The sequence below is a fragment of the Clostridium gallinarum genome (assembly GCF_014836325.1).
GTDB lineage: Bacteria > Bacillota > Clostridia > Clostridiales > Clostridiaceae > Clostridium > Clostridium gallinarum.
The window spans coordinates 37,958-63,526 of sequence record NZ_JACSQZ010000016.1; the positions used below are offsets into that span (position 1 = coordinate 37,958).

Sequence of the window (25,569 nt, forward strand, 5' to 3'; positions counted from 1 at the left end):
CGACTTGGAGCGTATGCGACGGAGCAAGGAATATAATGTTTATCTCTTTTTTATAGCATAAAATTATCAAATATTAAATATAAATACATTATTAAGGATAGGGGAGAGAGGTGTATGGTTAATAACTATAATGAAGCATATAGAGATTATTATGAAAGGATGAGAAAAAGAACTAGTGGGAGTACAAGGGAAGTAGATAAGATAGTTAGCAGTAGAGAGGATATATATCCAAGTATGACAAATGTACGGAATAATTATAACTATAATAGAGGTACTTATGGAATTGTAAAGGAAAAGAAAAAGTTCAAATATATAGATAGATTTATATTGAGACTTATAATTACATTTACATTATTCTTAGGAGTTTTTACATTGAAAATAATGCCTAACCAAAAAGCGAAAGAGATTTATGAAACTTGTAAAACAGCTATAAATAGTAACATTGATTATAATGAAGTATTTTCTAAGATTGGGAAGTCTGGTACTAGCTATAATGATATTTTAAAAAATATAGAGGAAAAATATTCTGAAATTATAGAGGATATTAAATTAGAAGATTTAAATAAAGCTTTTAATCTATAGAGTATAAAATTTTATTAAGTAGAAGGTGATTTTATAGAATTGTAGCAATTAATAGGGAGATTTAAATGAAGAGAGAGACAAAAAAGATTTTAGCAGAGATATTTTTAATCTTATTGATATGTAGTTATAATCCAATGTTTATATTTGCTTTTATATGGGTATTTTTACATGAGGTAACTCATATAATGGTAGCATTAAAATATGGATGTAAATTTTATAATATAGGTTTTCATATATTTGGATTAAATGCAGAACTTTCAGATATAGATATACTAAAAGACAGGGAAAAGGTTAATATTTATCTTTCGGGAGCTATATTTAATATATTTGCTTCACTTTTATTATATCTAATTAGTTTTAGATATAATAACAATTTTATTGAAGCTAGTATAAGTTTAAACATAGGGTTAGCTATATTTAATTTACTGCCTGCCTATCCATTAGATGGATCAAGAATTTTAGAGATAGTTTTATCAAAAAAAATTCTGTTTAAAAAAGCTCAAAGAATTATAAGTATAATAAGTTTTACAATAGCAGGTTTATTTATTGTTATTGGGATGTACATTTATATATTTCTACATAGTGTAAATTTTAGTATTATCATAGGAGCAATAATTATAATTTATGTTACTAGGATGGAAGAGCATACTTCCATGTATATAACTATGGGAAACGTAGTTAAAAAAAGAAAAAAGCTTTTAAAGGATAATTATATAGAAAATAAGAATATATCAGTTTATTACAAGCAAGGACTTGTTAATGTATTAGCTTTAGTTGATAGAAATAAGTTTAATACTTTTTATATTTTAAATGATGATATGAAGCTAATATATGTATTATACGAAGATGAATTGATAGAAGCTTTAAAAAGTTATGGGAATATGACTGTGGAGGAATATGTAAATAAAAAATCCTTAAAATTATAAAAAAGGATTAAATTATAATTAGCATATGTATTAGTAATAGATTTACCTTTAGTTTTATATATGCTAGAATAGAAAGTATGCATGGCTGTCTTAAGGCAGCCATTTTAAATTCTTGATTTAGGAGGAATGATTATGAGAAAAATTACTGATCATATTTTATATAAGGTTGAAAAGCCATCAAGATATGTTGGTGGAGAATTAAATCAAGTAGTTAAAGATCCAAAGGATGTTGACATAAGATTTGCTTTTTGTTTTCCAGATGTTTATGAAGTAGGAATGTCCCACTTAGGAACAAGAATTCTTTATCATACAATAAATGAAAGAAAAGATACATATTGTGAAAGGGTTTTTGCTCCATGGCCAGATATGGAAGCAGAGCTTAGAAAAAATGAGATTCCTTTAATGACTTTAGAAACAAAGGACCCTCTTACAGAGTTTGATATATTAGGTTTCACTCTTCAATATGAAATGAGTTATACAAATATATTAAATATGCTTGATATGGCAGGAATAACTTATAGAGCCTCAGAAAGAAGAGAAGATGAACCAATAATTATGGCTGGTGGACCTTGTGCTTACAATCCAGAACCATTATATGACATAGTTGATTTCTTTGAAATTGGTGAAGGTGAAGAAATCATGAATGATGTTCTTGATGTATATAAAAAGTACAAAGGAAAAGGAAAGAAAAAGGAATTCTTAAGAGAAATAGCTAAAATAGAGGGAGTTTATGTACCTTCTTTATATGATGTTACTTATAACGAAGATGGAACTATAAAGGAATTTAAGCCTAAATTTGAAGATGTTCCAGCTAAAGTAAAGAAGAGAATAGTAAATAATTTTGATAAGGTAGACTTCCCATTAGATATGATAGTACCTTATTCTGAAATAGTACACGATAGAGTAGTTTTAGAAACTTCAAGAGGATGTACTAATGGATGTAGATTCTGTCAAGCTGGTATGATTTATAGACCAGTTAGAGAAAAGACAACTAATACATTACTAGAACAAGCAAGAAAAATGATAGATGCAACAGGATATCAAGAAGTATCATTAGCTTCATTAAGTATTTGTGATTATTCAGATATACAAAACCTTGTAAGTAGTTTAATAATGGAACATGGAAAGAAAAATGTAGGGGTAGCTCTTCCATCTATTAGAGTAGATGCCTTTTCAGTTGATTTGATTAAAGAAATTCAAAAGGTTAGAAAAACTGGATTAACATTTGCTCCAGAAGCAGGATCTCAAAGAATGAGAGATATTATAAACAAGGGATTAACAGAAGAGAGAATATTAGAAGCTACTAAAAGTGCCTTTGAATCAGGCTGGAGCACTATTAAATTATACTTTATATTAGGACTTCCATATGAAGAATTATCAGATGCTGCAGGTATTGGTGAACTTGCAGAGAAAATGGCTGCAGTTTACTATGAAATTCCAAAGGAAAAAAGAGCAAAGGGATTAAAAATTACAGTAAGTACTTCAATACTTGTACCAAAACCATTTACTCCATTCCAATGGGCACCAATGGCTAGACCAGATGAAGTATGGCAAAAAATAGATGCTGTTAAAGGTGCTATAAAAACAAGAGCTATTCACTATAATTATCATGAGCAAAAAACTTCATTTATGGAGGCTGTATTTGCTAGAGGAGATAGAAGAACTTGTGACCTATTAATAAAAGCCTTTGAAAAAGGTGCTAAATTTGATGGTTGGTCAGAGTACTTTAATTATGATATATGGATGGAAGCTATGAAGGAATGTAATATCGATGAAGATTTCTATGTTTATAGAGAGAGAAGCTATGATGAAATACTTCCATGGGACTTTATAGATATTGGAGTTAATAGAAGATATCTAGAAGTTGAAAATGAAAAAGCAAAGAAAGCAGAACTTACACAAAACTGTAGAAAAGGATGTACAGGATGTGGAATTAATGTAAACTTTAAAGAAGGGAAGTGTTTTGAAGGTGCGTTATGTAATTAAGTTTACTAAGGAATCAGAAATTAAATTTATATCTCACTTAGATTTAATGAGAACTCTACAAAGAGTAATAAGAAGAGCAAATCTTCCAATGGAATACTCAAAGGGATTTAATCCTCATATGGCAATGTCAATAGCACAACCTTTATCAGTTGGTGTTTATTCAGATGCTGAATATATGGATATAGTATTAGTAGAAGAATTAAATGAAGAAGAAATAATAAATAGATTAAATGAAAAAACTGCATCAGGAATTAAATTTTTAACAGCTAAAAAGGTAGTAACTAAAGAGGGAGAAAAGAAAGTTCCTCAAACTATGGCATTAGTAGATGCAGCAAGGTTTACAGTGAAAATCTTATGTGAAGATGCTAAAGTAGTAGAAGAAAAAATGAAAGAATTAGAAAATAAGGCTGAATGGACTACTATAAAGAAAAGTAAAAAAGGTGAAAAAGAAGTTAATTTAAGAACTATGATTAAGGAAATGAAATATTGGATAAATGATGACGAACTAGTATTAAATATCCTTATTTCATCAGGAAGTAGAGAACATTTATCACCAGATTTAGTAGCAAGCTATATAAAGAGTAATATTGATGAAATAGTAGAAGATGCCTTTATAGATATAAAAAGAGAAGAAATGTATGTATTAAAAGATGATAAATACGTACCAATTTATAAATTTATTTAGGGAAGTGTATTTTTATGAGAGAAATTTTCATTGAAAGAGATGAATTGCTTTTAAGAATAGCCATAAAAGATAATGGAAAGCTTGAGGAGTGCTTCTTTGAGGAAGCCTCCAAAGACCCTAAAATAGGAGAAATTTATAAGGGAAGAGTAAAAAACATAGTACCTGCTATAAATTCTATTTTTGTAGATATTGGATTAGAAAAAGAAGCTTATATGTATCTTAGTAATGAATTAAGAAATGAAGGAATTAAAAAAGGTGATGAAATTCTAGTAGAAGTAATAAAAGAGCCAATAAATAATAAAGGTGCTAAGGTAAGTAAAAATGTAAGTATTCCAGGAAGATTTATGGTGCTAACTTTAGGTGGAAATGGAATAAACTTCTCTAAGAGAATTAATAGTCAAGAAGAAAAAGATAGAATATTAAAGGCTATAAGCAATGTAGATGGATATGGAATAACTATTAGAACAGAAGCAGTACATGCCGGTGATGATGATTTAATAAAAGAAAAAGATAGACTTTTAGTTGAGTTTGAAACTCTTATTAAAAAATTACAATATAGCTTAAATCTTGGTAAGGTCTATGGTGAAAATATTATATTAAATAAAGTTCTTACTGAAAATTTGAATACAAAATGTAAGATATTTACCAATAATGAAGAAGATTTAAATGAAATATATTCTTTAATAGAAGAAAGCAATGACATAGTTGTAGAAAAGTTTAATAATGCTAGAAGCCTATTTGATTTTTATGGCATAGAAAAAGAAATATTAAAGCTTAGACATAAAAAGGTAGCTTTAAACTGTGGTGGGAATATAGTTATAGATAAAACTGAAGCTATGTATGTTATAGATGTAAATTCCTCTAAAAATATTAAAGGAAGAAGCTTTGATAAAACTATATTAGAAACTAATTTAGAAGCAGCCAAAGAAATAGGAAGACAAATTAGGCTAAGGAATTTAGCTGGAATTATTGTTATAGATTTTATAGATATGAGAGATTTTTCTCATAAATCAATAGTTATGGATGCATTAAAAGAAGCATTAAAAGAAGATAAAGGAAATATTAAGATATTCCCATTTACAGAACTAGATTTAATTCAAATTGCAAGAAAAAGAAGAGGGAAATCTATATATGAATATTTAGAGGAAAAATGCAAGAGATGCCATAGTGAAGGTTTTGTTTTAAAACTATCATATATAGAAAAGTTAATAAGAAATGAAATTATAAAAGTAGAAGAGGAAAGCTCAATAAATTCTTTCTATATTGAATTAGATAGAAATTATGAAGAAATAGTTAGAGGAGATGAGTTTTCATTTTTGGCAAATATAAGTTCATTGAAAAATGAAATTTATTTAAATTTTGTAGATGGAATTGAAGGATATAAAATAGAACCTTTAATTTTTAAAAGTCAAAAAGAAAATGTGAAAAATTATCTTATAAATGCTTATGAAAAATATGAATAAATTGCTTTACAATCTACATAATAGTATGGTAAAATAGCAGATGTTAAACCGCACATAAGAGGTTTTTAGTTAAACAAAGTTTAGAGCTTTGTACCTCGGTTGGCGAGACCGTAATAAGAGGAGGTGTTTTTAATGTACGCAGTATTATCTACAGGAGGAAAACAATACAGAGTTCAAGAAGGAGACGTAATATTCGTTGAAAAACTTAACGCTGAAGTTGACTCAACAGTTGAATTAACTGAAGTATTAGCCGTTTCAAATGGTGATTCTTTAAAAGTTGGTACACCAGTTGTAGAAGGTGCTAAGGTTGTAGCTAAAGTTGTTGCTCAAGGCAAAGCTAAGAAAATCACAGTTTTCAAGTATAAGCCAAAGAAGGACTACAGAAAGAAAACTGGTCACAGACAACCATACACTAAATTAGTAATCGAAAAAATCGAAGCTTAATTATTATGATTAAGATTAGGATTTTCAAAAAAGATGATTTGAGACTTGGTTTTAAGATAGAAGGGCATGCTTTATCAAGGTCTGAAATAGAGAAAAGTGGAAATGCTTATGATTTAATTTGCAATTCAGTTTCTGTATTATCTCAAGGTGCTTTAATAGGTATGGAAGAGGTTTTAAAGCTTGATATTAAGTATGAAATAAATGATGGATTTTTACATATAAATTTATCAAATCTTAAGATTGAGGACTTAGAGAAGTGTCAAGTATTACTTTTAACTTTTGAAAAAAGTATAGAAAGCTTGATTGAATCTCTTAAATTAACTTTTGGAAGTAAAAAAGATAGTGAATATATAAGATTATTGAAAAAGGAGGTGCAATAGTATGTTAATAATGAACCTTCAATTATTTGCCCACAAGAAAGGGGTAGGTAGCTCTAAGAACGGTAGAGACTCTGAAGCTAAAAGATTAGGAGTTAAAGCTGCTGACGGAGAGTTCGTTTTAGCTGGTAACATTTTAGTTAGACAAAGAGGAACAAAGATTCATCCAGGAACTAATGTTGGTAAGGGTGGAGATGACACTCTTTTTGCTAAAGAAGACGGAATTGTTAGATTTGAAAGAATGGGTAGAGATAAGAAAAAAGTTAGCATTTACCCAGTAAATCTTGAAGAAATAGCAGAATAATTTATTTTCATAAAGCACCCTATCTAGGGTGCTTTATTTTGTGAAAATAATAAATTTAAATGGGCAATTGACAATGAATAAATTTGCCCATTGTACACTGTCAATTGTCCATTTACATATAATTTGTGAAATATAATGGATACTTATTTAAATGTAATAATTAAATAATAATATTATTCACAATTATGATATAATAAACCTTACAAAGTTTGAAATAATAAGAATAAGGTTAGAATAATTTATGAAAGATAGGTGATTTTATGTTTATAGATAAAGCGAAAATATTTGTTAAATCTGGAGATGGTGGAAACGGATGTGTATCCTTTAGAAGAGAAAAATACGTTCCATTAGGTGGACCAGATGGAGGAGACGGCGGAAAAGGCGGAAGCGTAGTTTTTGAAGTTGATCCAGGTCTAACTACACTTTTAGATTTTAAATATAGAAAGAAATTTGTAGCTGAAGCTGGTGGAAAAGGTGAAGGCTCTAAATGTTATGGAAAAGATGGAGATGATCTACATATCAAAGTTCCAATGGGAACTATTATAAGAGACTTTGAAAGTAATAAGATAATAGCAGACCTTTCTCATAAGGATGATACTTTTGTAATTGCAAGAGGAGGAAAGGGTGGAAAAGGAAATTGTAAGTTCTGTACACCAACTAGGCAAGCACCTCATTTTGCAGAGCCAGGTATGCCAGGAGAAGAAAGATGGATTACACTTGAACTTAAGTTATTAGCAGATGTAGGACTAGTAGGATTCCCGAACGTAGGAAAATCAACATTCCTTTCAACAGTAACAGCAGCTAAACCAAAGATAGCAAACTATCATTTTACTACTTTAAAACCTAATTTAGGTGTTGTTAAAGCAGAAGGTATGAATGCTTTTGTTATGGCAGATATTCCAGGTATTATTGAAGGAGCTGCTGAAGGTGTAGGTTTAGGATTAGACTTCTTAAGACATATAGAAAGAACTAGATTATTAATACATGTTGTTGATATATCAGGAATAGAAGGAAGAGATCCATTTGAAGATTTCGTAAAGATTAACGAAGAACTTAAGAAATATTCAGTTAAGCTTTGGGATAGACCACAAATTGTTGTAGCAAATAAAACAGATATGCTTTATGATGAAGAAGTTTATGAAAACTTTAAGAAAAAAGTAAATGAATTAGGCTTTGATAAGGTATATAAAATGTCAGCTGCTACTAAATCAGGAGTAGAAACAATAATTAAAGAAGCTGGTAGAATGCTTTCAGAAATTCCAGTTACAGAATTAGAAATAAGTGAAGATGAAAGATTTATACCAGAAGAAAAGAGATTTACTTATGATGTTTCTATTGAAGATGGAGAAGATGGAAACAAGGTATATGTAGTTTATGGATCATTCGTAGATAGATTATTAAACTCAGTTAATATACATGATGCTGATTCTTTAAGATATTTCCATAAGGTATTAAATAACAAGGGTGTATTTGATAACCTTAGATCAATGGGAATTGAAGATGGAGATATAGTAAGATTAAATGACTTTGAATTTGAGTATTTATTATAATTAGGAGGAAAAATATGATAACAGGAAAACAAAGAGCTTACCTAAGAGGACTTGCAAACAATATGGATCCAATATTTCAATTAGGTAAAAATGGAATAGAAGAAACTTTCTTAAAGCAAATAGAAGAAGCTTTAGAAGCAAGAGAATTAATTAAAATTAAAGTTCTTGAAAATAGCGGTTTAAATACTAGAGAAGCATCTAATGAAATATGCGAGAAAATAGGATGCGAAGGAATTCAAGCAATAGGAAGTAAGATGGTTTTATATAAAAAATCCTCTAAAAAGCCTAAGATAGAATTACCAAGGTAATTATATGAAAAAGATTGGTATATTAGGAGGAACCTTTAATCCTATTCATTTAGCTCATTTATATATAGCATATGAAGCTAAAAGCCAATTAAATTTAGATAAAATAATTTTTATACCAGCAGGAAGCCCTCCACATAAGAAAAATCAAAATATTGTAGAGGCTTCCTTAAGGTATAAGATGGTATATGAAGCCATTAAAAATTATGAGGATTTTGAAATAAGTGATTATGAAATAGAGAAAAAAGGCTTTAGCTATACTTTTGAAACCTTAAGGAATTTTAAAGATAAAGATAATGAATTATATTTTATTACTGGAGCAGATTGCCTTGTTAATATAGAGAAGTGGAAAAACCCAGAAGAAATATTTAAACTTTCAAAATTCATTGTTTTTAATAGACCAGGCTACAATAAAGATGAATTAGAAACTCAAAAGATTAAAATTGAGGATAAATTTAACACAAAGATTACTTTTTTAGATATAATAGACTTAGAAATTTCATCTTCTATGATTAGAGAAAGAATATCAGAAGGTAAAAGAGTAGATTTTTTCTTATCTAAAGAAGTTTTAAATTTCATTAAAGAAAACAATATATATAATTATAAAAATATAAAGTAGTAAAAGAGGTTTAAGGAGAGGATTATGCTTAGTATAGAAGAAATGAAAACCTACCTTAAAAACAATTTAATGGAAAGCAGATATATTCATACTTTAGGTGTAGTTGATACTGCTATAAGATTAGCAAAGATTAATGAGGTAGATGAGAAAAAAGCAGAAATTGCTGCATTAGCTCACGATATAGCTAAAAATAAAACTATCTATGAACTAAAAGATATTTTAGATAAAAATAATATAAAATTAACTTATGATGAAGAGAAAAATCAAGAACTTTGGCATAGTATGGTTGGACCAATTTTGGCGAAGGAAGTCTTCAAAATAGAAGATGAGGAAATTTTAAGTGCTATGAGATGGCACACAACTGGTAAAGAAAACATGAGTAAGCTAGATAAAGTTATTTATATGGCTGATATGATAGAACCAAACAGAAAATTTCCAGGTGTAGATATATTAAGAAGAGAGTGTTTTAAAGATTTAGATAATGGGATTCTTCAAGGATTGAATCATACTATTGAATACTTGCTAAATAAGGGCATTCCTATTGATATAAATAGTATCAAGGCAAGGAATTATTTATTACTTCATAAATAAATAGTAGAGAGGAATTAAATGATGGGGAATATCAGAGAAGATCTTCAAAATAGGGGAAAAAGAAGACCACTTACTAAAGAAGAAATGATAAAAAGAAGAAAAGCTATAGAAGCTAAAAGAAGAAAAAGAAGAAGAAAAAGAATATTTGTTTCTATAATTTCTATTATTTTAATAACTGTATTTGGTAGTGCTTTCTATGCTTATTCATTTATATCAGGATTAAAAACAAATAAATTAGGAAGTGGAAATCCACCAGCATCATCAAGTGATCCTATTAATATTTTAGTACTAGGTATGGATGTAGGAGATACAGATAATCAACAAAATAAATCTATTAGAAGAAGTGATACCATAATGGTATTTAACTATAATCCAAGTACTAAGAAGGTTCATTTAGTTTCTATACCAAGAGATACTCTAATTGAAGTTGATGCATATTTAGATACAGGTGAGTATCAAAGATATTGGAAAATAAATGCTGCCTATGCTTTAGGTGGTGAAGAAGAGGTTACAAAGCATGTAGAATCACTGCTTAATATAAGTATTAATTATATTGTGGAAATAGATTATAATGCTTTTAGAAGTATTGTTGATGCCCTTGGTGGTGTAGAGATGACAATAGAGCAAGATATGTTCTATGATGATGAAGCACAAGACCTTCATATAAACTTTAAAGCAGGGGAAACAGTACATTTAGATGGAAAAAAAGCAGAAGAGTTCTTTAGATGGAGACAAAATAATGATGGAACTGGACTTGCAAATGGTGATTTAGATAGAATAAAAAATCAACAATTATTTATAAGTAAGTTAGTAGATAAAGCCTTAAGTCCAAGTATAGTATTTAAGGTTCCTGATATATTAAATGCAATCAGCGAAAATGTAGATACAAATATTCCAGCTAAGAATTTAGTATCCTTAGGTATGAAAATGTTAAGATTAAAATCTACAGATATTATAATGACTACATTACAAGGTGATCCAGAAGATATTTATGGTCAGTCATTTTTAGTTGCTGAAAGAGAAGATAATATAGATTTAATACATGCATTAAATACAGCAAATTCATCAATAGCTAATAAAATAACTACTGTAGATAGAGCAAATTTAAAGCTACTAGTTTTAAATGGTACAAAAATAGATGGATTAGCATCCAATGCTAGAGATACACTTAAGTCATTAGGATATACTAATATAGAAGTAGGAAATAGTGATATTGCAGTATCTAAGAGTGTAATACAAACTGAAAATAAAGATTTAAAAGAATTACTAAAAAATGATATAGAAATAGAAAAGTTTGAAAAAATAAGTAAATCTGAATACAAAGATTATGATGCAGTAATAATAGTAGGTGAAGATTATAACTTATTCAACAATAGGTAGAAAGTCATAGATTTTCTACCTTTTTTCTAGGAGGAAAAAATGAGCAGTATAAAGAAAGTCGTTGATAAAGCTTATGATGGAAGAAAAATAAGAGAATATTTAAAGGAAGAATTAGGGCTTTCATCTAGGTTAATTAGAAGTGCTTCTGTTGATAAAAGAATTTTTGTAAATAACAAAGCAGTTAAAATGAATTACATATTAAATGCAAATGATAATATATTAATTGATTTAATGAAGGATGAAACACAAAATATAGATCCAGAAAATATTCCAATAGATGTAGTTTATGAAGATGAAGATATTATAGTTGTTAATAAAGGACCTAATATGGTTGTTCATCCTACTAAAAGACATCAAAGTGGAACTTTAGCTAATGCTTTAATGTATTATTTTAAAGAAAGTAATCAAAAATGTATAGTTAGACTTGTTAGCAGATTAGATATGGATACTTCAGGTCTAATTATTATAGGTAAAAATCAATATGCACATATGGAATTATCAAAAGAAATGACTTTAAATAATATAGAAAAAAGATATTTAGCTGTAGTACATGGACATATGGAGAATGCTGAAGGAACAATAGATTTACCTATTTATAGACCAGAAGAAGAGGGAACTATTAGAAGAGTTGTAGATGAAAGAGGCCAAAGAAGTATAACTCATTATAAAGTTGTAGAAAGATACAAAGATTCAGATTTAGTAGAATGTTTATTAGAAACGGGAAGAACACATCAAATAAGAGTACACTTAAGCCACTTAGGACATCCAATTTGGGGGGATACCCTATATGGAAAAAAAGATGATAATATAGTTATAAAAAGGCAAGCACTTCATGCTTATGGACTAGATTTTAAGTCACCAAGAACTAAGAAAGAATTAAGCTTAAGAGCAAAATTACCTAATGACATTGAAAATCTAATTGAATCTTTAAAGTAAAAAATAAGGAGATAAATCTTATATGACGTCGACGTAGAGAATGAATATAAGATTTATTTAGTTAATAAAATATTTAAAGGAAATTATAAAAACGATACCCTTGAGAATAACGTTTTTATAATTTCCTTCCTTTAGTTTGTAAGAGATAAACATTGTATGACGTCGACTTGGAGCGTATGCGACGGAGTAAGGAATATAATGTTTATCTCTTTTTTTATAGATTAAATTTTGAGCGTTTTTTTCTAAGTCTTCGTCTTTTTCTAGAAATAACAATGAAATTTCTGATTATAAGTAAAGCAAGTATTACAAGAACTGTGTAAAGTATATTTAAAGGTTTTTTTATAAATTCTAATATGCCTTCTTTAGTTTTAATTTTCGTATCATATTCTCTATTAGCTCCACTTATTAAATCTATAGTAGATACAGTTTCACCGTTTATATTAATTTTAGCTTTATATAAAATATCACCAGTTTTAATAGCTTGTTTACTAATATCGGTTTTATCATAATCTAAATAGTATATAGGATTATCTTCAGCTATTGATGTAGTATAATAAAAATCAGTTTTAGCTAATAAGGGTATTGTAATATCATCATTTATTTTATATGTATCTAATTCATCATTTGCACTTATTAGTTTTACTGTTTTAAAGTTATCAAATCCATAATCAAATAATTTTCCTATATTTGTGTAAAAATTATCTTTATCAGTAGCATTTATAAATGCTGCTACTAGCATTTGCTCATTCTTAACTGCTGCGGCAGTATATGCATGATTTGCCTCTGGAGTATATCCGTTTTTACCACAATATGTACTTGAATAATAATAAGCGCTATATTCATTTAAAAGTTGATTTCTATTAGTTGCCCATTTTTCACTACCATCTGAAAATGGTTGATTTACATATTTATAAGATTCAGTTTGCGAAAGTCTTACATATTCTTTGTTATGTGCAGCAGCTTTCATCATAAGGGCTAAGTCATAAGCTGTAGTTAAATGACCATCTTCATGTAATCCACTAGGGTTTTTAAAATTTGTATTTAAAGCACCTAACTCCTTTGCTTTAGCATTCATAAGTTTAGCAAATTCTTCATTAGATCCAGAAACATATTCAGCCAAGGCTTCAGCACAGTCATTTGCAGATTCTAATAAAAGACCATACATAAGCTCTTCAACTGTATAAACTTCGCCTTTTTGAATACCTAGTGCAGATCCATCTACTAAAGGAGGATTTTCTCCAATAGTTACTTTATCACTTAAATTTGTATTTTCAAGAACAACTAAAGCTGTCATTACTTTTGTTGTTGAAGCAGGCTCAAATTGTGTATTTTCATTTTTAGAATATAATATTTTGCCTGTTGTTCCATCCATTAGTATAGCACCTTCTGAATAAACAGGTGGTAATTCAGTGGCTTTTGTTTTAGTTATATGAATTGTATTAAATAAACTACCTATAACTAAAGTTGATACTAAAATTTTCTTTATTAATTTATTCATAATAATCTCCCAAATATACTTTTTAATATATACAAAATATTCTATCAAAAATAAAAGAATCATTCCATATTTTATTAACATTTAAATGAAAAATAGTTTAAATTTTAATAATAAGTTAATAATTAAGAGGAAGATTTATGATATAGGAGAGAATAATGGATAAGAAAATAAAAAATCTGTTAACTTTAAAAAATATAATTTTAATTACTTTAGGAATATTTTGCATTATAACATCCTTCTATTTATATGGTAGAAATAAATCAAAAGTATTTAAAGATGAGTATATGAATAATATTTTTGTTGAAGAAAATATTACTGAAGAAAGTATTTCTGTAAGTGGAGAAAATATAATTAATAACAATAATTCCAATAAGATATTTGTAGAGATAAAGGGAGAAGTATCTAAACCAGATGTATATGAAATTGATGAAGGAAGTATAATAAGAGATTTAATTGATAAAGCTGGAGGATTAACCCCTGAAGCTAATATTGATAATATCAATAGAGCAGAGAAACTTATAAATAATCAACTTATAGTAATACCAAATAAAAATGATGAGGTAATAACACAAAATAACAATACAGGGAATACTGCAAGCTCAGGAATTACAAAGGATGGAATGATAAATATTAATAAAGCAAGCTTATCAGAGCTTCAAGAAATTACAGGAATAGGAGAGGTTAAAGCTAAAAGTATTATAGATTATAGAGAAAAGAATGGTGGATTTAAATCCATAGAAGATATTAAAAATGTAGATGGTATAGGAAGTAAGACTTTTGAAAAAATAAAAGAACAAATATGTATTTAAAAATTTATAAAAATCTTATTTAAGAATGATAGATAAAATTTACTTGATAATAAAATGTATAAAAGTGAATATGATGTGCTTATGTGACAGTTAGGTGTCAAAGACTTTTAAAATGCGACCTTTAGTGTTATAATAAGATGAATTTAGGTAAAAATAATATATATTATATGGGTTTAAAATCCTAAGGGGGATCTTATGATAAAAAAATTTTTGATAGCAATTTTAAGTGGAGTGATGGTAACATCTTTAGTTTCATGTAGTCCTTCCAATAATGAAAAAGCTGATGAAAGTCAAATAGCTGCAAAGAGTTCAATAACTCAAGAGCAAGAAAACTCATTTATAGGTGAAGGAGAATGGGCAACAGATTATACAAGAGAAGAAGTTACAGCATTAAATGAAGAAATAACAGCAAGAATGGAAGAAGTATGTAACTTTTTAGGATTAGAATATATAAAAGAAGAAAAGATTAAAGAAGAAAATTCAGAAAGTGTTAATGATAAATATATATACTTTGATAATTTAAATCCAGAACCAAATAAAATAGAAAGTATGTATTATGGTTTTAAAACATATGGTTCAAATATGGCAAAAGGCAATTTAAATTTAAAAATAGGATTAAAATTAGATTTAGATCAAATAAAAAATGAAGAAAAATTCGATTTAAAAGAAACATCTATATCAAACTTCTCTGAAGCTATGACTAATGATATTGAAAGAGATTATACTGAGATAAATGAGAAGATAATTGACATAGTAAAAAATCAAAATTCAGATGGGACAATAGAAACTAACTTAAATGGGCTAGTTGAGACTATAACAATTAAGGATGAATTTTTATTATATAGATTAGATTCAAAAATGTATGATTTCAAAAAATAGTTTAAATTAGGAGGAATGAGGGTTTGGATAATAAAGAATTAAATAATGAAGAAATGGTAAATGAGGTTAAAGAAGAAGTAGTTGAAACTACTAATGAGGTAGAAACAGAGGTTTCTTTAGAAGAAGTAGCAGGAGAAATGTTTACAGAAACTAAGGAAGATAGTAAGGCTATGAAGTTTTTAAAGAAAGCTTTAGCTGGATTAGTAGATCAAATAATAGGTATTGCTGTATCATTGGTATTATTAATAGTTTTAGATTTTATATTAAAACTAGTTGGTTTTTATATTGCAGAAAGAGAACCAATGTTTTTAATAATGTACGTATTATTTAATATTTTCTATAGACCTATTTGTTCATTAACAAAGTTAAAGGATACTATAGGAACAAGAACAATCATAAAATAATTTCAATTAGGAGTTAAGATGAGAAAAGGAAGTACTGTACAAGTTAGAATAGATAAAACTGAATTTCCATCAATAGGGATTGGAAGCTTAGAAGGTAAGAAGATATATGTAAAAGGTGCTTTTCCAGGACAATTAGTAACTGGTAGAGTAAAGAAAAAAAGAGAAGGCTTTGCAGAATTAAAGTTAATGTCTGTGGATGAAAGAGCAGATTATGAAATAAATCCATCATGTGAGCATTTTGGAATTTGTGGAGGATGTACTTCACAAAATCTAACATATGAAAAACAATTAGAACTTTTAAGTGAAGAATTTAAAGCATTATTAGAAGAGGCTGGCTTACCAACTAATAACTATAAAGGTATAGTTGGTAGTAAAGAACAATGGGAATATAGAAACAAAATGGAATTTACCTTTGGTGATTTTGAAAAAGGTGGAGAATTAACACTTGGAATGCACATGAAGGGAAAATCCTTTGGAATTATAACAGTAGATAAATGTTTAATAGTAGACGAAGATTTCAGAACTGTAATTAAGGCTACAGTAGAATACTTTAGAACTCAAAACTTACCTTATTATAGAGTTATGAAAAGAGAAGGCTATTTAAGACATTTAGTTATAAGAAAAGCTATAAATACTGGTGAATTAATGGTTAATTTAGTTACAACAACTCAAATAGACTTTGATTTATCAGAGTACGTAGAAATATTAAAAAATCAAAACTACAAAGGTGAATTAGTATCAGTACTACATACAGAAAATAACTCATTTTCAGATGCAGTAGTACCAGAAAAAGTTAACCTACTATTTGGTAAAGACTATATAATGGAGGAACTTCTAGGACTTAAATTTAAAATATCACCTTTCTCATTCTTCCAAACTAACACTAAAGGGGCAGAAAGCCTTTATAGCATAGTTAGAGATTATATAGGAGAATCAAATAATAAAGTAGTATTTGATTTATACTGTGGAACAGGAACAATAGGGCAAATAGCAGCTTCAAATGCAAAAAAAGTAGTTGGAATTGAACTTATAGAAGAAGCAGTAGAAGCAGCAAAAGAAAATGCTAAACTTAACAATTTAGATAACTGCGAATTCCTAGCAGGAGACGTAGCAGAAATAATCAAAAACGTTAAAGATAAACCAAACACAATAATACTAGATCCACCAAGAAGTGGAGTACACCCAAAAGCTCTAGAATATGTAATTAAATTCAATGCTAAAGAAATAATTTACGTATCATGTAATCCAAAAACTTTAGTAGAAAACTTAAATACACTAATAGGAGCAGGCTACAAAATAGTAGAAAGCTGTGTTAAAGACATGTTCCCAAACACACCACACGCTGAGGCAATTGTTAAGCTGGCATTGAACGCTTAATGAATATGAGCGAATGCGAAATATGAATTTAGCGAGAAAGCCCGTATTCTGAAGCTTGTCTGAAGAATGTGTTCATTATAAAAGAAGCTGTTACAATTACCCATGCAAGGGATGTCCAAGAAAGATTGTAGTTTAAACTACAGTCTTTCTTGTTGTATTGTGTAATTTTTAATTAATAAATCTATGATTAACTACATAGATTTATTAATTAAAAATTTATTAGTTAGTTTATGAAAGCTTTGTAGATTCCTATTTATAAATATAGATATTTTTAAATAATTTTGAATATATTTAAAAAATATTCATAAATTACTTGTAATAAAGAATAAATTGTGTTATTATAAATAAGTAGCCAAGAGCTAACAAAAAAGTTTCAAATTTAGGTAAATAGTTTCTCAAGAGTTAGAGATTATATATCAGTTTAGAATCTTTAATTTCAGGAGGAATATTTATGACAGATAAGACAATAACATGTAGAGATTGCGGAAGCGAATTCATTTTTTCAGTAGGAGAACAAGAATTCTATAAGGAAAAAGGATTTGACAACGAGCCAACAAGATGCGTATCTTGTAGAAGAGCTAGAAAAGAACAAAATAGAAGATAATTTTAGATTATTACAGGTTGTAGTTTGAACTACAGCCTTTTTTGTTGTATAAAAAACCACTAGTTATACTAGTGGCAAAATGTTAAAGATTTATAATTGAAATTATAAAACTCTTTTATATATAATAGGTTCATCAAATCCAAAAGTCTTTTTTCCCTTTACTTCCATAGATTCAGAAACCTCTAAGCATTCCTTTGAAAAACGTTCAAATAAAGTAAACTTTAATACTGGTGAGAACATGCTTGTGCTACCACCTTCCCATACACCATTTTTTTCAACATATAGTGCAGGAGTAAACTTTTCTGATACTTTTAAATCATTAAAATCTATAGTAGATAAATTTTTATAAGTGAAAGAATTTTTGTCATAGCCATTAGGAATTTCATAAGAAGTTAATTTAATTCCTTCATCTTCTTCTGTAAATAAAAATAAATGTGGGGTAGCATGTGTGTTTTCACCAGATGTATAATAACTTTCTTCAACCATAAATATTCCATTAAAATCAGCAGGTAAATTTACTATTTTGTCATTACAAATTGTATTTACATGTTCAGCATAAGGAAATTCTTTATTATTATTTTTCATAGCTTCAAACTGCTCAGAGTTATTAAAACTTCCTACTAAAATATTCATAAATTCATTTAATTTTGTCATAATAAAACCTCCAACTATTAGTCAAAATTTATATTTATTTAATTATATTTTTATTTTCAGATAAAACTGCTTTTTTTATAAGTTTCATCAACTGATCTCTTTCATCATTAGTGAAAGATGATAAGACTAAATCATCCCATTCATCAAATAAGCTGTAACTTCTTTTAAATACTTCTTGACCTTTTGATGTAAGAGTAAGTATATTTGCTCTTTTATCATTTTCATTTTTAGTTTGTAAAATAAAATCACTTTCTATTAACTTAGATAAGGTTCTGTTAAGATGCCCGGCATCTAAATTTAATGCTTTTGAAATATCTTTAGGAGAACAACATTCATTTTTACCAATATAAATTATGATAAATACTTGCCCGTAAGTTACTCCTATTTCTGAAAGCTTTTCTGAACAAAAATCAGTAAAGTTCTTTCTAAGATATGATATATAAAATGATAAAGAATCTATCAACAAATTAATCCCTCCATTTACTTGATTAAGTCAAGTATAATACTATTAGTTGACTAAGTCAAATTATTTGCGCGAAATATTAACTAAATATAAATAAGTTTAAAAAATATTAATAAATTCCTTGTAATAAAGTTTAAATTGTGTTATTATAAATGAGTAGCAAGTTTGCTAACAAAAAAAGTTTCAAATTCAGGTAAATAGTTTCTCGAAAGTTAGAGATTATTATATCAATTTAGAATCTTTAATTTTAGGAGGAATATTTATTATGACAGATAAGACAATAACATGTAGAGATTGCGGAAGCGAATTCATTTTTTCAGTAGGAGAACAAGAATTCTACAAGGAAAAAGGATTTGACAATGAGCCAACAAGATGCATATCTTGTAGAAGAGCTAGAAAAGAACAAAATAGAAGATAATTTAGATTATTATAGGTTGTAGTTTAATAAACTACAACCTTTTTTAATTATAATGAATAGATATTTCAAATATAAAAGCCTAATCTAAATATTATAATTTAGTATCTAGAATAATTAGGTAAGAGAGAAGGAAAATTAATGAATTTAATTAACATAAAGGTAGACCATAAAGTATTTGGTGAAGGTGTTATTATAGAAAATGAAAATTCCTATGTAACTGTAAAGTTTAAAAATGATGAGAAAAAGTTTATGTATCCAAGTTCATTTGATGGATATTTAACAGTTCAAAGTATAAAGGCTGATGAGAGTATAAAAGAGGAAATAAGAGCTATTAAAAAGCTAGAAAAAGATGAAAAATTAAGATTAGCAGAAGTAGAAAGAAAAATTAAAGTTGAGAAACTTAATAATAGTAAAAAGGCTAAAGCCAAGGTATATCCAAGAGCTAATATTGCATTTAAGTGTACTTTTTCAGATGAAGGTTATTCAAATGAAAAAGAACTTACTAGTATTGTTCAAACTTTTAATAGAAATGGTGAATCTATGAAGTTAAATAAGGTAAAGAATAATAGTCTTTGTATAGTGACTACTCGTGAACCTAATACTGTGGAAAGAGAAAGATATATATTTGGAGTTTTTCTTGTTGATGAAAGTTATAATAGAGATAATAAGGATGAAGGATATGTTACTACAAACTCTAAGTATAGTATTAAGCTTTCTTTAGAAGAATCACATAAAATGCTATTTTGGAATTATCATACCAATGCTAATAAACCAGAGTTAGCTCTTTGGAGTTCAGGACTTCATAGATATTTTGAAGATGAGCAAGCAATTCAAATATTACAAGATATTGTAGCTTTAAAAAAAGGAACAGATGAAGAAGAACTATCAAAGGAATTTTTATTACACTTTGCAAAAATAAATAATATTAACATTAATACAGTAGCAGAAAAGAATGGGGTATTACAAAATATATTAATACCTAAGGTAGCTATTGATTGCAAGTAAGATACTGTTATATAAATCAAGATATAAAGCCTTTGAGAATCTAATTTTACTAGATTTCCTTAGGCTTTTTATGATTTCTAACATTCAGTTTGTAAGTGTTAAAATATCATTGCGAGGTAACTTGCTGATGTAAGGCGTAACTTAAATATGATACATTAACATTTTTTAGTATGAAATTTACTGAATTTAATATAAATAATAATATATAAATATAGAAAAAGATATTGACATAAAGTTAACTTTAGCCCTTATCATAGGAATAGAGATAAAATATGTTTATTAATTATTTAGTCAAGAAAGGAGTTCTGTATGAGTTATACCATAAAACAGTTTGCTGAAAAAATTGGAGTTACGGTTTCTACTTTACGGTATTATGATAAAGAAGGTCTTTTACCATTTGTTGATAAAAAGGAAAATGGTACTAGAGTTTTTAAAGATAAGGATTTTGAAGTATTGGCAATAATAGCTTGTATGAAAAAATCTGGATTACCAATAAAAGATATAAAGAAGTATATGGATTTATGTATAGAGGGAGATAATACTCTTAAAGAGCGTATGGAAATTTTCCTTGAAAGAAAGAAAACTGTTCAAAAGCAAATTGAAGAATTAAATAATATAATGGAAACTATTGATCATAAAATATGGTATTACGAGGAAGCAATTAAAGCTGGAACAGAAGATATACATAAAAAAGATAAAAATAATAATAAACAAATAGTATAAAAAGGGAGGAAATTAAATGTATTTAGAAAAAATAAATTCACCAGAGGATGTAAAGAAATTATCAATAGATGAAATGAAGGAGTTAAGCTTTGAAATTCGTAAGGCTTTACTTAATAGATTAAGTGAGAAGGGAGGTCATGTAGGACCTAACCTTGGAGTTGTAGAACTTACAATTGCATTACATTATGTATTTAATTCTCCAAAGGACAAAATGGTTTATGATATTTCTCATCAAAGCTATGTTCATAAAATTCTTACAGGAAGAAAAGAAGGGTTTACTAATTTAGAAAAATATAAAACAATTTCTGGTTACTCTAATCCAGATGAAAGTGAACATGACTTCTTTAAATTAGGCCATACATCTACTTCAATAAGTCTTGCTTGTGGTCTTGCTAAGGCTAGAGATTTAAAGGGAGATAAGGATAATATTATTGCTATTATTGGAGATGGTTCATTAAGTGGTGGAGAAGCATATGAAGGTTTAAATAATGCTGCAGAAGCTGGAACCAATATGATTATAATTGTAAATGATAATGAAATGTCTATTGCAGAAAATTATGGTGGGTTATATAAAAATCTTAGAGAGCTTAGAGAATCAGAAGGAAAGTGTGAATGTAATTTCTTTAAAGCAATGGGATTAGATTATTACTATATAAAAGATGGTCATAATCTTGATGAATTAATAAGTACATTAAGTAAAGTTAAAGACATAGATCATCCAGTAGTTGTTCATGTTCACACTATTAAAGGAAAAGGATTTGAAGTTGCAGAGAAGAATAAAGAACAATGGCACTGGGGTTCACCTTTTGAAATAGAAACAGGAAAACCAAGGGTAGCTAATACAAATACAAATACTTATAATAATTTAACCGGAGAATATCTTTTAAATGCTATGAAGGAAGATAAAAATGTAGTAGCTATTACAGCAGGAACTCCTACTGTAATTGGATTTAATAAAGAGAGAAGAGAAATTGCTGGAAAGCAATTTGTTGATGTTGGAATTGCAGAAGAACATGCAGTTGCTTTAGCTTCAGGAATAGCAGCTAATGGAGGAACCCCTGTTTATGGAGTAAATAGTACTTTCCTTCAAAGAACCTATGATCAGCTTTCACAGGATTTATGTATAAATAATAATCCAGCAACAATATTAGTATATTCAGCATCTGTTTATGGAATGAATGATGTAACACATATTGGATTATTTGATATAGGTCTAATGAGCAATATTCCTAATATGGTATATTTAGCACCAGCATTTAAGGAAGAATATTTTAAAATGCTTAATTGGGCTATGACTCAAAAAGAACATCCAGTAGCTATTCGTGTTCCTGCTATGGGAGTAATTGAAAGTGGAGTAGAAGATACTACAGATTATTCAATATTAAATAAATATCAAGTTACTAAAGAAGGAAAAGAAGTTGCAATAATTGCACTTGGAGATTTTTATCAGCTTGGTGAAAAGGTTGCTATGAAGCTTTCAAAGGAAAATAATATTGAAGCTACTTTAGTTAATCCAAAGTTTATTACAGGAATTGATGAAGAGTTACTAGAAAACTTAAAGAAAGAACATAAGCTTGTAATTACACTTGAAGATGGTATTTTAGAAGGTGGATTTGGTGAAAAAATTTCAAGATTCTATGGTCCATCTAATATAAAAGTTTTAAATTATGGTATCAAAAAGGAAATATTAGATCGTTATATTCCAGATGAGCTTATGAAAAAGAATAGACTTACAGATATTCAAATAGTAGAAGATATTATAAAAATTATAAAGTAGGAGTGATATAATGAATACTAATGATTTATTAGAATGTGCTAATAAGGGAGAAGTAATTATAGGAAATTCTAAGTTACATGAAGTTATGCATGAAGCAGCACAAGAAGCATTAAGATTAACCTTTGAACTTAATGGCAAGTATCATACTCCAGAAGAAATTAGAAAAATCTTTTCAATGATAATTGGTAAAGATGTGGATAATACATTTAATATGTTTCCACCTTTTTATACGGATTGTGGAAGAAATATATTTATAGGAAAAAATGTTTTTATTAATTCAGGATGCCGTTTCCAAGATCAAGGTGGAATTAAAATTGGAGATGGAGTTTTAATTGGACACAATGTAGTTTTAGCAACTATTAATCATGATATTGATCCTAGTAAAAGAAGTGATATGAAGCTTTCGCCAATAGTTATAGGAAATAATGTTTGGATAGGCTCAAATGCTACTGTATTACCAGGGGTAACAATTGGTGATGGTGCTATTATTGCAGCAGGTGCAGTTGTAACAAAAGATGTTCCAGAGAATGTTATTGTTGGTGGTGTACCTGCAAAGACTATTAAAAAAATAGATGCAAAATAAAAATAAAAATAAAAAGAACTATAATTCAATATGGAATATAGTTCTTTTTTGATTTCTTCAGTTAAAAATCTTTTTTTCTGATACATTTTAATGCCTCCTGTACCACATTTCTATAATATATTGAGAATTATTATTTTAGATTATATAATATAGATAAATTTGAAACAACTGTAACGAAAGTTTCATTAAATAATAAAATTAAATATATAAAAATATAAAGGAGAAAATTATGAAAAAGAAAAAAATATTTAAATATTCTATTTTAACTATAGTTATTCTTTTAGTAGTTAGTCTATCAGGAATTTTAATATGGACTAATAATACTTATAAACCATCTGAGGAACTATTAGAATTAGTACAGGAATCAGATTATATTAAAGAAGGAGATTTTTATGTCTTTGAACCAAAGGATAAATCAAATGGTAAAGGAATTGTAATGTATCCAGGTGCTTTAGTTGAACCTCTTAGCTATGGCTATATAGCAAATGAATTATCAAAACAAGGTTATTTAGTTGCTATACCAGATGTTAATTTGAATTTATCTATAACTGAAAATAATAAAGCAGAAGAATTTATATCAAATTATAGTAATAAAATTCAAGATTGGTATGTAGGTGGACACTCTATGGGTGGTGTTAGTGCAACTTATTTTGCAGAAGAAAACCAAGATATTATTGATGGAGTAATACTTTTAGGATCATATCCATCAAAATCAACAGATTTATCAGATAATGATCAAATAGTATTAAGTATATATGCTGAAAATGATGGATTAACAACATTAGATGATGTTGAAGAAAGTAAGAAAAACTTACCTAATGATGCTATTTTTGCAGAAATAAAAGGTGGAAATCATGCACAGTTTGGAATGTATGGAGAACAAAAAGGAGATAATAAAGCAGAAATATCAGCAAAAGATCAACAAGATGAAATAATAAAATTAATAGAAACATATATAAAATAGAGAAATTATCAAATCGACTGGCTTAGACTGGTCGATTTTTTTTGAAATTTTATTAAAAATTTTTCTCAATTTTCTTTTTATAAGGATATTTACTAATGAAAGGTTATTTTAAGTTGAATTTTAGGAGGATTTTAATATGCAATTTTCATTTTTAGGATATTCAGTTAAAAAGATTATGGAGCTAAATTTAGATGTTAAGGATATAACTATTCTTAGATATTTTGATGATTTTAGGAAAAGTGGAAAGATGAATTATGAAGAAATAGAAGGAGTTAAGTACTATTGGATTAGCTATCAAAATATAGAAAATGAACTTCCTTTCTTAGGTCTTGGAAAGAGAAGTATCATGATTAGAATGCTTAAACTTAGAGATTTAGGTATTTTATCTCATTACACTAAAAAAGAAGGGGGAACTTTTTCTTTTTATGCTTTAGGGGATAAGTATAAGGAATTATTAAGTTCTAATATAAATAATGAGTATGAAAATAATAATAGTAATATAGATAAAAACATAAATAATAATACTACAAAGAATAAATTTGAGAATTTAATGGATGAAAATATAATAAATGAAGAAATTAGTGATAAATATGATTTTTTAAATTCTACTGAAGATATTTTAAATAAGGAAGGAAAATATAATAATTATAATTTTGAAAGTCAATTAACTAAAAATAGTGTAGATAATAAAGTAGAGGCTGTTCTTAATAATGAAGAGGCTGTGGATGAATTATCAATTTTATATGCCAATAATCATAAAAAGGAAGAGGGGCTATTCAAAAATAGCAACAGAGGGTGTGCAAAGGAATGTACAACAAAGACTAATATACTAAATAACTCATCTACTATAGTAAATAATATATATAATAATATAAAGATTTCAGTATCTAGTATATTAAATTATTTAAATTCAAAGGTTGGTGTTATGTACAAGCCTAGTAATACTAAAACTATAAGTCTAATAAAAGCCAGATTAAGAGAAGGCTTTACTTTTGATGACTTTAAAAGTGTTATAGATAAAAAGTTTGAAGCTTGGAAAGGTACAAGTTTTGAGCAATACTTAACTCCATTTACCCTATTTGGAGATAAGTTTGAAATTTATTTGAATCAAAAAATAGTAAAAGTAGAAGATAAAAATAATAATTCTTATGGAGATAATAAACTCTATAGAAATAGTTATGGAAAGAGTAAAAGTTTAAGATTCCATAACTTTAAAGGTCGTGACTATGATTATGATGATTTAGAAAAGAAATTATTAGGTTG

At 27.6% G+C, this 25,569-nt stretch carries 29 protein-coding genes; 26 read left to right on the top strand and 3 right to left on the bottom strand.

Features of this window, described 5'->3' with window-relative positions; translation table 11 throughout:
- The first annotated feature begins 114 nt into the window (after positions 1 to 114).
- The 14 genes from H9660_RS06380 to H9660_RS06445 all read left to right on the top strand — a co-directional run bounded on the left by H9660_RS06380 (position 115) and on the right by H9660_RS06445 (position 12,148).
- Positions 115 to 582, top strand: a complete 468-nt coding sequence (locus H9660_RS06380; protein WP_191749533.1) for a peptidase M23 — start codon at positions 115 to 117, stop codon at positions 580 to 582.
- A 65-nt stretch (positions 583 to 647) separates the two neighbouring features.
- Complete coding sequence (locus tag H9660_RS06385) at positions 648 to 1,508, top strand: site-2 protease family protein (RefSeq protein ID WP_191749534.1); 861 nt, start codon at positions 648 to 650, stop codon at positions 1,506 to 1,508.
- Positions 1,509 to 1,640: 132 nt separating this feature from the next.
- Positions 1,641 to 3,494 carry a TIGR03960 family B12-binding radical SAM protein gene (locus H9660_RS06390; protein ID WP_191749535.1) on the top strand — a complete coding sequence of 618 codons (1,854 nt, stop codon included), beginning with the start codon at positions 1,641 to 1,643 and terminating at the stop codon, positions 3,492 to 3,494.
- Entirely contained in the window at positions 3,478 to 4,179 is a 702-nt protein-coding gene (locus tag H9660_RS06395) for a TIGR03936 family radical SAM-associated protein (protein ID WP_191749558.1), read from the top strand. Before H9660_RS06390 ends, H9660_RS06395 begins: the two co-directional genes overlap by 17 nt.
- A 14-nt stretch (positions 4,180 to 4,193) precedes the next feature.
- Positions 4,194 to 5,642, top strand: a complete 1,449-nt coding sequence (locus tag H9660_RS06400) for an Rne/Rng family ribonuclease (protein ID WP_191749536.1) — start codon at positions 4,194 to 4,196, stop codon at positions 5,640 to 5,642.
- Positions 5,643 to 5,774: 132 nt separating this feature from the next.
- Positions 5,775 to 6,086 carry a 50S ribosomal protein L21 gene (gene rplU, locus H9660_RS06405; RefSeq protein ID WP_191749537.1) on the top strand — a complete coding sequence of 104 codons (312 nt, stop codon included), beginning with the start codon at positions 5,775 to 5,777 and terminating at the stop codon, positions 6,084 to 6,086.
- A 5-nt stretch (positions 6,087 to 6,091) separates the two neighbouring features.
- A complete protein-coding gene (locus H9660_RS06410; protein ID WP_191749538.1) occupies positions 6,092 to 6,466 on the top strand; it encodes a ribosomal-processing cysteine protease Prp in 375 nt (124 codons plus the stop codon).
- A gap of 1 nt (position 6,467) precedes the next feature.
- Positions 6,468 to 6,767: a 50S ribosomal protein L27 gene (gene rpmA / locus H9660_RS06415; protein ID WP_191749539.1), complete on the top strand. Its 300-nt coding sequence runs from the start codon at positions 6,468 to 6,470 to the stop codon at positions 6,765 to 6,767.
- Positions 6,768 to 7,027: 260 nt separating this feature from the next.
- Positions 7,028 to 8,317, top strand: coding sequence for a GTPase ObgE (gene obgE, locus H9660_RS06420; protein ID WP_191749540.1), 1,290 nt, complete (start codon positions 7,028 to 7,030; stop codon positions 8,315 to 8,317).
- A gap of 14 nt (positions 8,318 to 8,331) precedes the next feature.
- Positions 8,332 to 8,625, top strand: a complete 294-nt coding sequence (gene yhbY, locus H9660_RS06425; RefSeq protein ID WP_191749541.1) for a ribosome assembly RNA-binding protein YhbY — start codon at positions 8,332 to 8,334, stop codon at positions 8,623 to 8,625.
- A 4-nt stretch (positions 8,626 to 8,629) separates the two neighbouring features.
- Positions 8,630 to 9,241, top strand: a complete 612-nt coding sequence (gene nadD / locus H9660_RS06430; protein WP_191749542.1) for a nicotinate-nucleotide adenylyltransferase — start codon at positions 8,630 to 8,632, stop codon at positions 9,239 to 9,241.
- A gap of 24 nt (positions 9,242 to 9,265) precedes the next feature.
- Positions 9,266 to 9,832, top strand: coding sequence for a bis(5'-nucleosyl)-tetraphosphatase (symmetrical) YqeK (yqeK, locus tag H9660_RS06435; protein ID WP_191749543.1), 567 nt, complete (start codon positions 9,266 to 9,268; stop codon positions 9,830 to 9,832).
- Positions 9,833 to 9,850: 18 nt separating this feature from the next.
- Positions 9,851 to 11,212 carry an LCP family protein gene (locus H9660_RS06440; protein ID WP_243190610.1) on the top strand — a complete coding sequence of 454 codons (1,362 nt, stop codon included), beginning with the start codon at positions 9,851 to 9,853 and terminating at the stop codon, positions 11,210 to 11,212.
- A 39-nt stretch (positions 11,213 to 11,251) separates the two neighbouring features.
- Positions 11,252 to 12,148 carry an RluA family pseudouridine synthase gene (locus H9660_RS06445; protein WP_191749544.1) on the top strand — a complete coding sequence of 299 codons (897 nt, stop codon included), beginning with the start codon at positions 11,252 to 11,254 and terminating at the stop codon, positions 12,146 to 12,148.
- A gap of 214 nt (positions 12,149 to 12,362) precedes the next feature.
- Here the strand turns inward: H9660_RS06445 and H9660_RS06450 are convergent, their stop codons facing one another.
- Complete coding sequence (locus H9660_RS06450; protein WP_191749545.1) at positions 12,363 to 13,646, bottom strand: D-alanyl-D-alanine carboxypeptidase family protein; 1,284 nt, start codon at positions 13,644 to 13,646, stop codon at positions 12,363 to 12,365.
- 155 nt (positions 13,647 to 13,801) lie between these two features.
- Between H9660_RS06450 and H9660_RS06455 the strand changes: the two genes are divergently transcribed.
- From H9660_RS06455 to H9660_RS06475, 5 genes are all read left to right on the top strand, one after another.
- Positions 13,802 to 14,455 carry a helix-hairpin-helix domain-containing protein gene (locus H9660_RS06455; RefSeq protein WP_191749546.1) on the top strand — a complete coding sequence of 218 codons (654 nt, stop codon included), beginning with the start codon at positions 13,802 to 13,804 and terminating at the stop codon, positions 14,453 to 14,455.
- 195 nt (positions 14,456 to 14,650) lie between these two features.
- Positions 14,651 to 15,334 carry a hypothetical protein gene (locus tag H9660_RS06460; RefSeq protein ID WP_191749547.1) on the top strand — a complete coding sequence of 228 codons (684 nt, stop codon included), beginning with the start codon at positions 14,651 to 14,653 and terminating at the stop codon, positions 15,332 to 15,334.
- A gap of 23 nt (positions 15,335 to 15,357) precedes the next feature.
- A complete protein-coding gene (locus tag H9660_RS06465) occupies positions 15,358 to 15,738 on the top strand; it encodes a hypothetical protein (protein WP_243190611.1) in 381 nt (126 codons plus the stop codon).
- A gap of 18 nt (positions 15,739 to 15,756) precedes the next feature.
- Positions 15,757 to 17,115, top strand: a complete 1,359-nt coding sequence (gene rlmD, locus H9660_RS06470; RefSeq protein WP_191749548.1) for a 23S rRNA (uracil(1939)-C(5))-methyltransferase RlmD — start codon at positions 15,757 to 15,759, stop codon at positions 17,113 to 17,115.
- Positions 17,116 to 17,566: 451 nt separating this feature from the next.
- Positions 17,567 to 17,719: a zinc-ribbon domain-containing protein gene (locus H9660_RS06475; RefSeq protein WP_191749549.1), complete on the top strand. Its 153-nt coding sequence runs from the start codon at positions 17,567 to 17,569 to the stop codon at positions 17,717 to 17,719.
- A gap of 102 nt (positions 17,720 to 17,821) precedes the next feature.
- Here H9660_RS06475 and H9660_RS06480 read toward each other — a convergent pair whose 3' ends face one another.
- A complete protein-coding gene (locus tag H9660_RS06480) occupies positions 17,822 to 18,373 on the bottom strand; it encodes a hypothetical protein (protein WP_191749550.1) in 552 nt (183 codons plus the stop codon).
- A gap of 34 nt (positions 18,374 to 18,407) precedes the next feature.
- Positions 18,408 to 18,839, bottom strand: coding sequence for a bilirubin utilization transcriptional regulator BilQ (bilQ, locus tag H9660_RS06485; RefSeq protein WP_243190612.1), 432 nt, complete (start codon positions 18,837 to 18,839; stop codon positions 18,408 to 18,410).
- A gap of 262 nt (positions 18,840 to 19,101) precedes the next feature.
- Between bilQ and H9660_RS06490 the strand changes: the two genes are divergently transcribed.
- The 7 genes from H9660_RS06490 to H9660_RS06520 all read left to right on the top strand — a co-directional run.
- On the top strand, positions 19,102 to 19,254 hold the full coding sequence (locus tag H9660_RS06490; protein ID WP_191749551.1) for a zinc-ribbon domain-containing protein: 153 nt from the start codon (positions 19,102 to 19,104) through the stop codon (positions 19,252 to 19,254).
- 138 nt (positions 19,255 to 19,392) lie between these two features.
- Positions 19,393 to 20,259, top strand: coding sequence for a hypothetical protein (locus tag H9660_RS06495; RefSeq protein WP_191749552.1), 867 nt, complete (start codon positions 19,393 to 19,395; stop codon positions 20,257 to 20,259).
- Between the two features lie 309 nt (positions 20,260 to 20,568).
- On the top strand, positions 20,569 to 20,982 hold the full coding sequence (locus H9660_RS06500; RefSeq protein ID WP_191749553.1) for a MerR family transcriptional regulator: 414 nt from the start codon (positions 20,569 to 20,571) through the stop codon (positions 20,980 to 20,982).
- 16 nt (positions 20,983 to 20,998) lie between these two features.
- Entirely contained in the window at positions 20,999 to 22,759 is a 1,761-nt protein-coding gene (locus tag H9660_RS06505) for a 1-deoxy-D-xylulose-5-phosphate synthase (RefSeq protein WP_191749554.1), read from the top strand.
- A 10-nt stretch (positions 22,760 to 22,769) separates the two neighbouring features.
- A complete protein-coding gene (locus tag H9660_RS06510) occupies positions 22,770 to 23,342 on the top strand; it encodes a sugar O-acetyltransferase (protein ID WP_191749555.1) in 573 nt (190 codons plus the stop codon).
- A 229-nt stretch (positions 23,343 to 23,571) separates the two neighbouring features.
- Positions 23,572 to 24,306: an alpha/beta fold hydrolase gene (locus tag H9660_RS06515; RefSeq protein ID WP_191749556.1), complete on the top strand. Its 735-nt coding sequence runs from the start codon at positions 23,572 to 23,574 to the stop codon at positions 24,304 to 24,306.
- Positions 24,307 to 24,442: 136 nt separating this feature from the next.
- On the top strand, positions 24,443 to 25,569 hold a 1,127-nt coding region (locus H9660_RS06520; RefSeq protein ID WP_191749557.1), incomplete at its 3' end, for a conserved phage C-terminal domain-containing protein.

What these genes read in the sequence shown, in the direction of transcription:
- H9660_RS06490 (WP_191749551.1), top strand. Translation starts at nt 19,102, where the DNA reads ATGACAGATAAGACAATAACATGTAGAGATTGCGGAAGCGAATTCATT.
- H9660_RS06400 (WP_191749536.1), top strand. Translation starts at nt 4,194, where the DNA reads ATGAGAGAAATTTTCATTGAAAGAGATGAATTGCTTTTAAGAATAGCC.
- rlmD (WP_191749548.1), top strand. Translation starts at nt 15,757, where the DNA reads ATGAGAAAAGGAAGTACTGTACAAGTTAGAATAGATAAAACTGAATTT.
- H9660_RS06455 (WP_191749546.1), top strand. Translation starts at nt 13,802, where the DNA reads ATGGATAAGAAAATAAAAAATCTGTTAACTTTAAAAAATATAATTTTA.
- H9660_RS06500 (WP_191749553.1), top strand. Translation starts at nt 20,569, where the DNA reads ATGAGTTATACCATAAAACAGTTTGCTGAAAAAATTGGAGTTACGGTT.
- H9660_RS06410 (WP_191749538.1), top strand. Translation starts at nt 6,092, where the DNA reads ATGATTAAGATTAGGATTTTCAAAAAAGATGATTTGAGACTTGGTTTT.
- rplU (WP_191749537.1), top strand. Translation starts at nt 5,775, where the DNA reads ATGTACGCAGTATTATCTACAGGAGGAAAACAATACAGAGTTCAAGAA.
- H9660_RS06385 (WP_191749534.1), top strand. Translation starts at nt 648, where the DNA reads ATGAAGAGAGAGACAAAAAAGATTTTAGCAGAGATATTTTTAATCTTA.
- H9660_RS06515 (WP_191749556.1), top strand. Translation starts at nt 23,572, where the DNA reads ATGAAAAAGAAAAAAATATTTAAATATTCTATTTTAACTATAGTTATT.
- yhbY (WP_191749541.1), top strand. Translation starts at nt 8,332, where the DNA reads ATGATAACAGGAAAACAAAGAGCTTACCTAAGAGGACTTGCAAACAAT.
- nadD (WP_191749542.1), top strand. Translation starts at nt 8,630, where the DNA reads ATGAAAAAGATTGGTATATTAGGAGGAACCTTTAATCCTATTCATTTA.
- yqeK (WP_191749543.1), top strand. Translation starts at nt 9,266, where the DNA reads ATGCTTAGTATAGAAGAAATGAAAACCTACCTTAAAAACAATTTAATG.
- H9660_RS06445 (WP_191749544.1), top strand. Translation starts at nt 11,252, where the DNA reads ATGAGCAGTATAAAGAAAGTCGTTGATAAAGCTTATGATGGAAGAAAA.
- H9660_RS06380 (WP_191749533.1), top strand. Translation starts at nt 115, where the DNA reads ATGGTTAATAACTATAATGAAGCATATAGAGATTATTATGAAAGGATG.
- H9660_RS06440 (WP_243190610.1), top strand. Translation starts at nt 9,851, where the DNA reads ATGATGGGGAATATCAGAGAAGATCTTCAAAATAGGGGAAAAAGAAGA.
- H9660_RS06450 (WP_191749545.1), bottom strand. Translation starts at nt 13,646, where the DNA reads ATGAATAAATTAATAAAGAAAATTTTAGTATCAACTTTAGTTATAGGT.
- H9660_RS06390 (WP_191749535.1), top strand. Translation starts at nt 1,641, where the DNA reads ATGAGAAAAATTACTGATCATATTTTATATAAGGTTGAAAAGCCATCA.
- H9660_RS06495 (WP_191749552.1), top strand. Translation starts at nt 19,393, where the DNA reads ATGAATTTAATTAACATAAAGGTAGACCATAAAGTATTTGGTGAAGGT.
- H9660_RS06480 (WP_191749550.1), bottom strand. Translation starts at nt 18,373, where the DNA reads ATGACAAAATTAAATGAATTTATGAATATTTTAGTAGGAAGTTTTAAT.
- H9660_RS06460 (WP_191749547.1), top strand. Translation starts at nt 14,651, where the DNA reads ATGATAAAAAAATTTTTGATAGCAATTTTAAGTGGAGTGATGGTAACA.
- obgE (WP_191749540.1), top strand. Translation starts at nt 7,028, where the DNA reads ATGTTTATAGATAAAGCGAAAATATTTGTTAAATCTGGAGATGGTGGA.
- H9660_RS06510 (WP_191749555.1), top strand. Translation starts at nt 22,770, where the DNA reads ATGAATACTAATGATTTATTAGAATGTGCTAATAAGGGAGAAGTAATT.
- H9660_RS06475 (WP_191749549.1), top strand. Translation starts at nt 17,567, where the DNA reads ATGACAGATAAGACAATAACATGTAGAGATTGCGGAAGCGAATTCATT.
- rpmA (WP_191749539.1), top strand. Translation starts at nt 6,468, where the DNA reads ATGTTAATAATGAACCTTCAATTATTTGCCCACAAGAAAGGGGTAGGT.
- H9660_RS06505 (WP_191749554.1), top strand. Translation starts at nt 20,999, where the DNA reads ATGTATTTAGAAAAAATAAATTCACCAGAGGATGTAAAGAAATTATCA.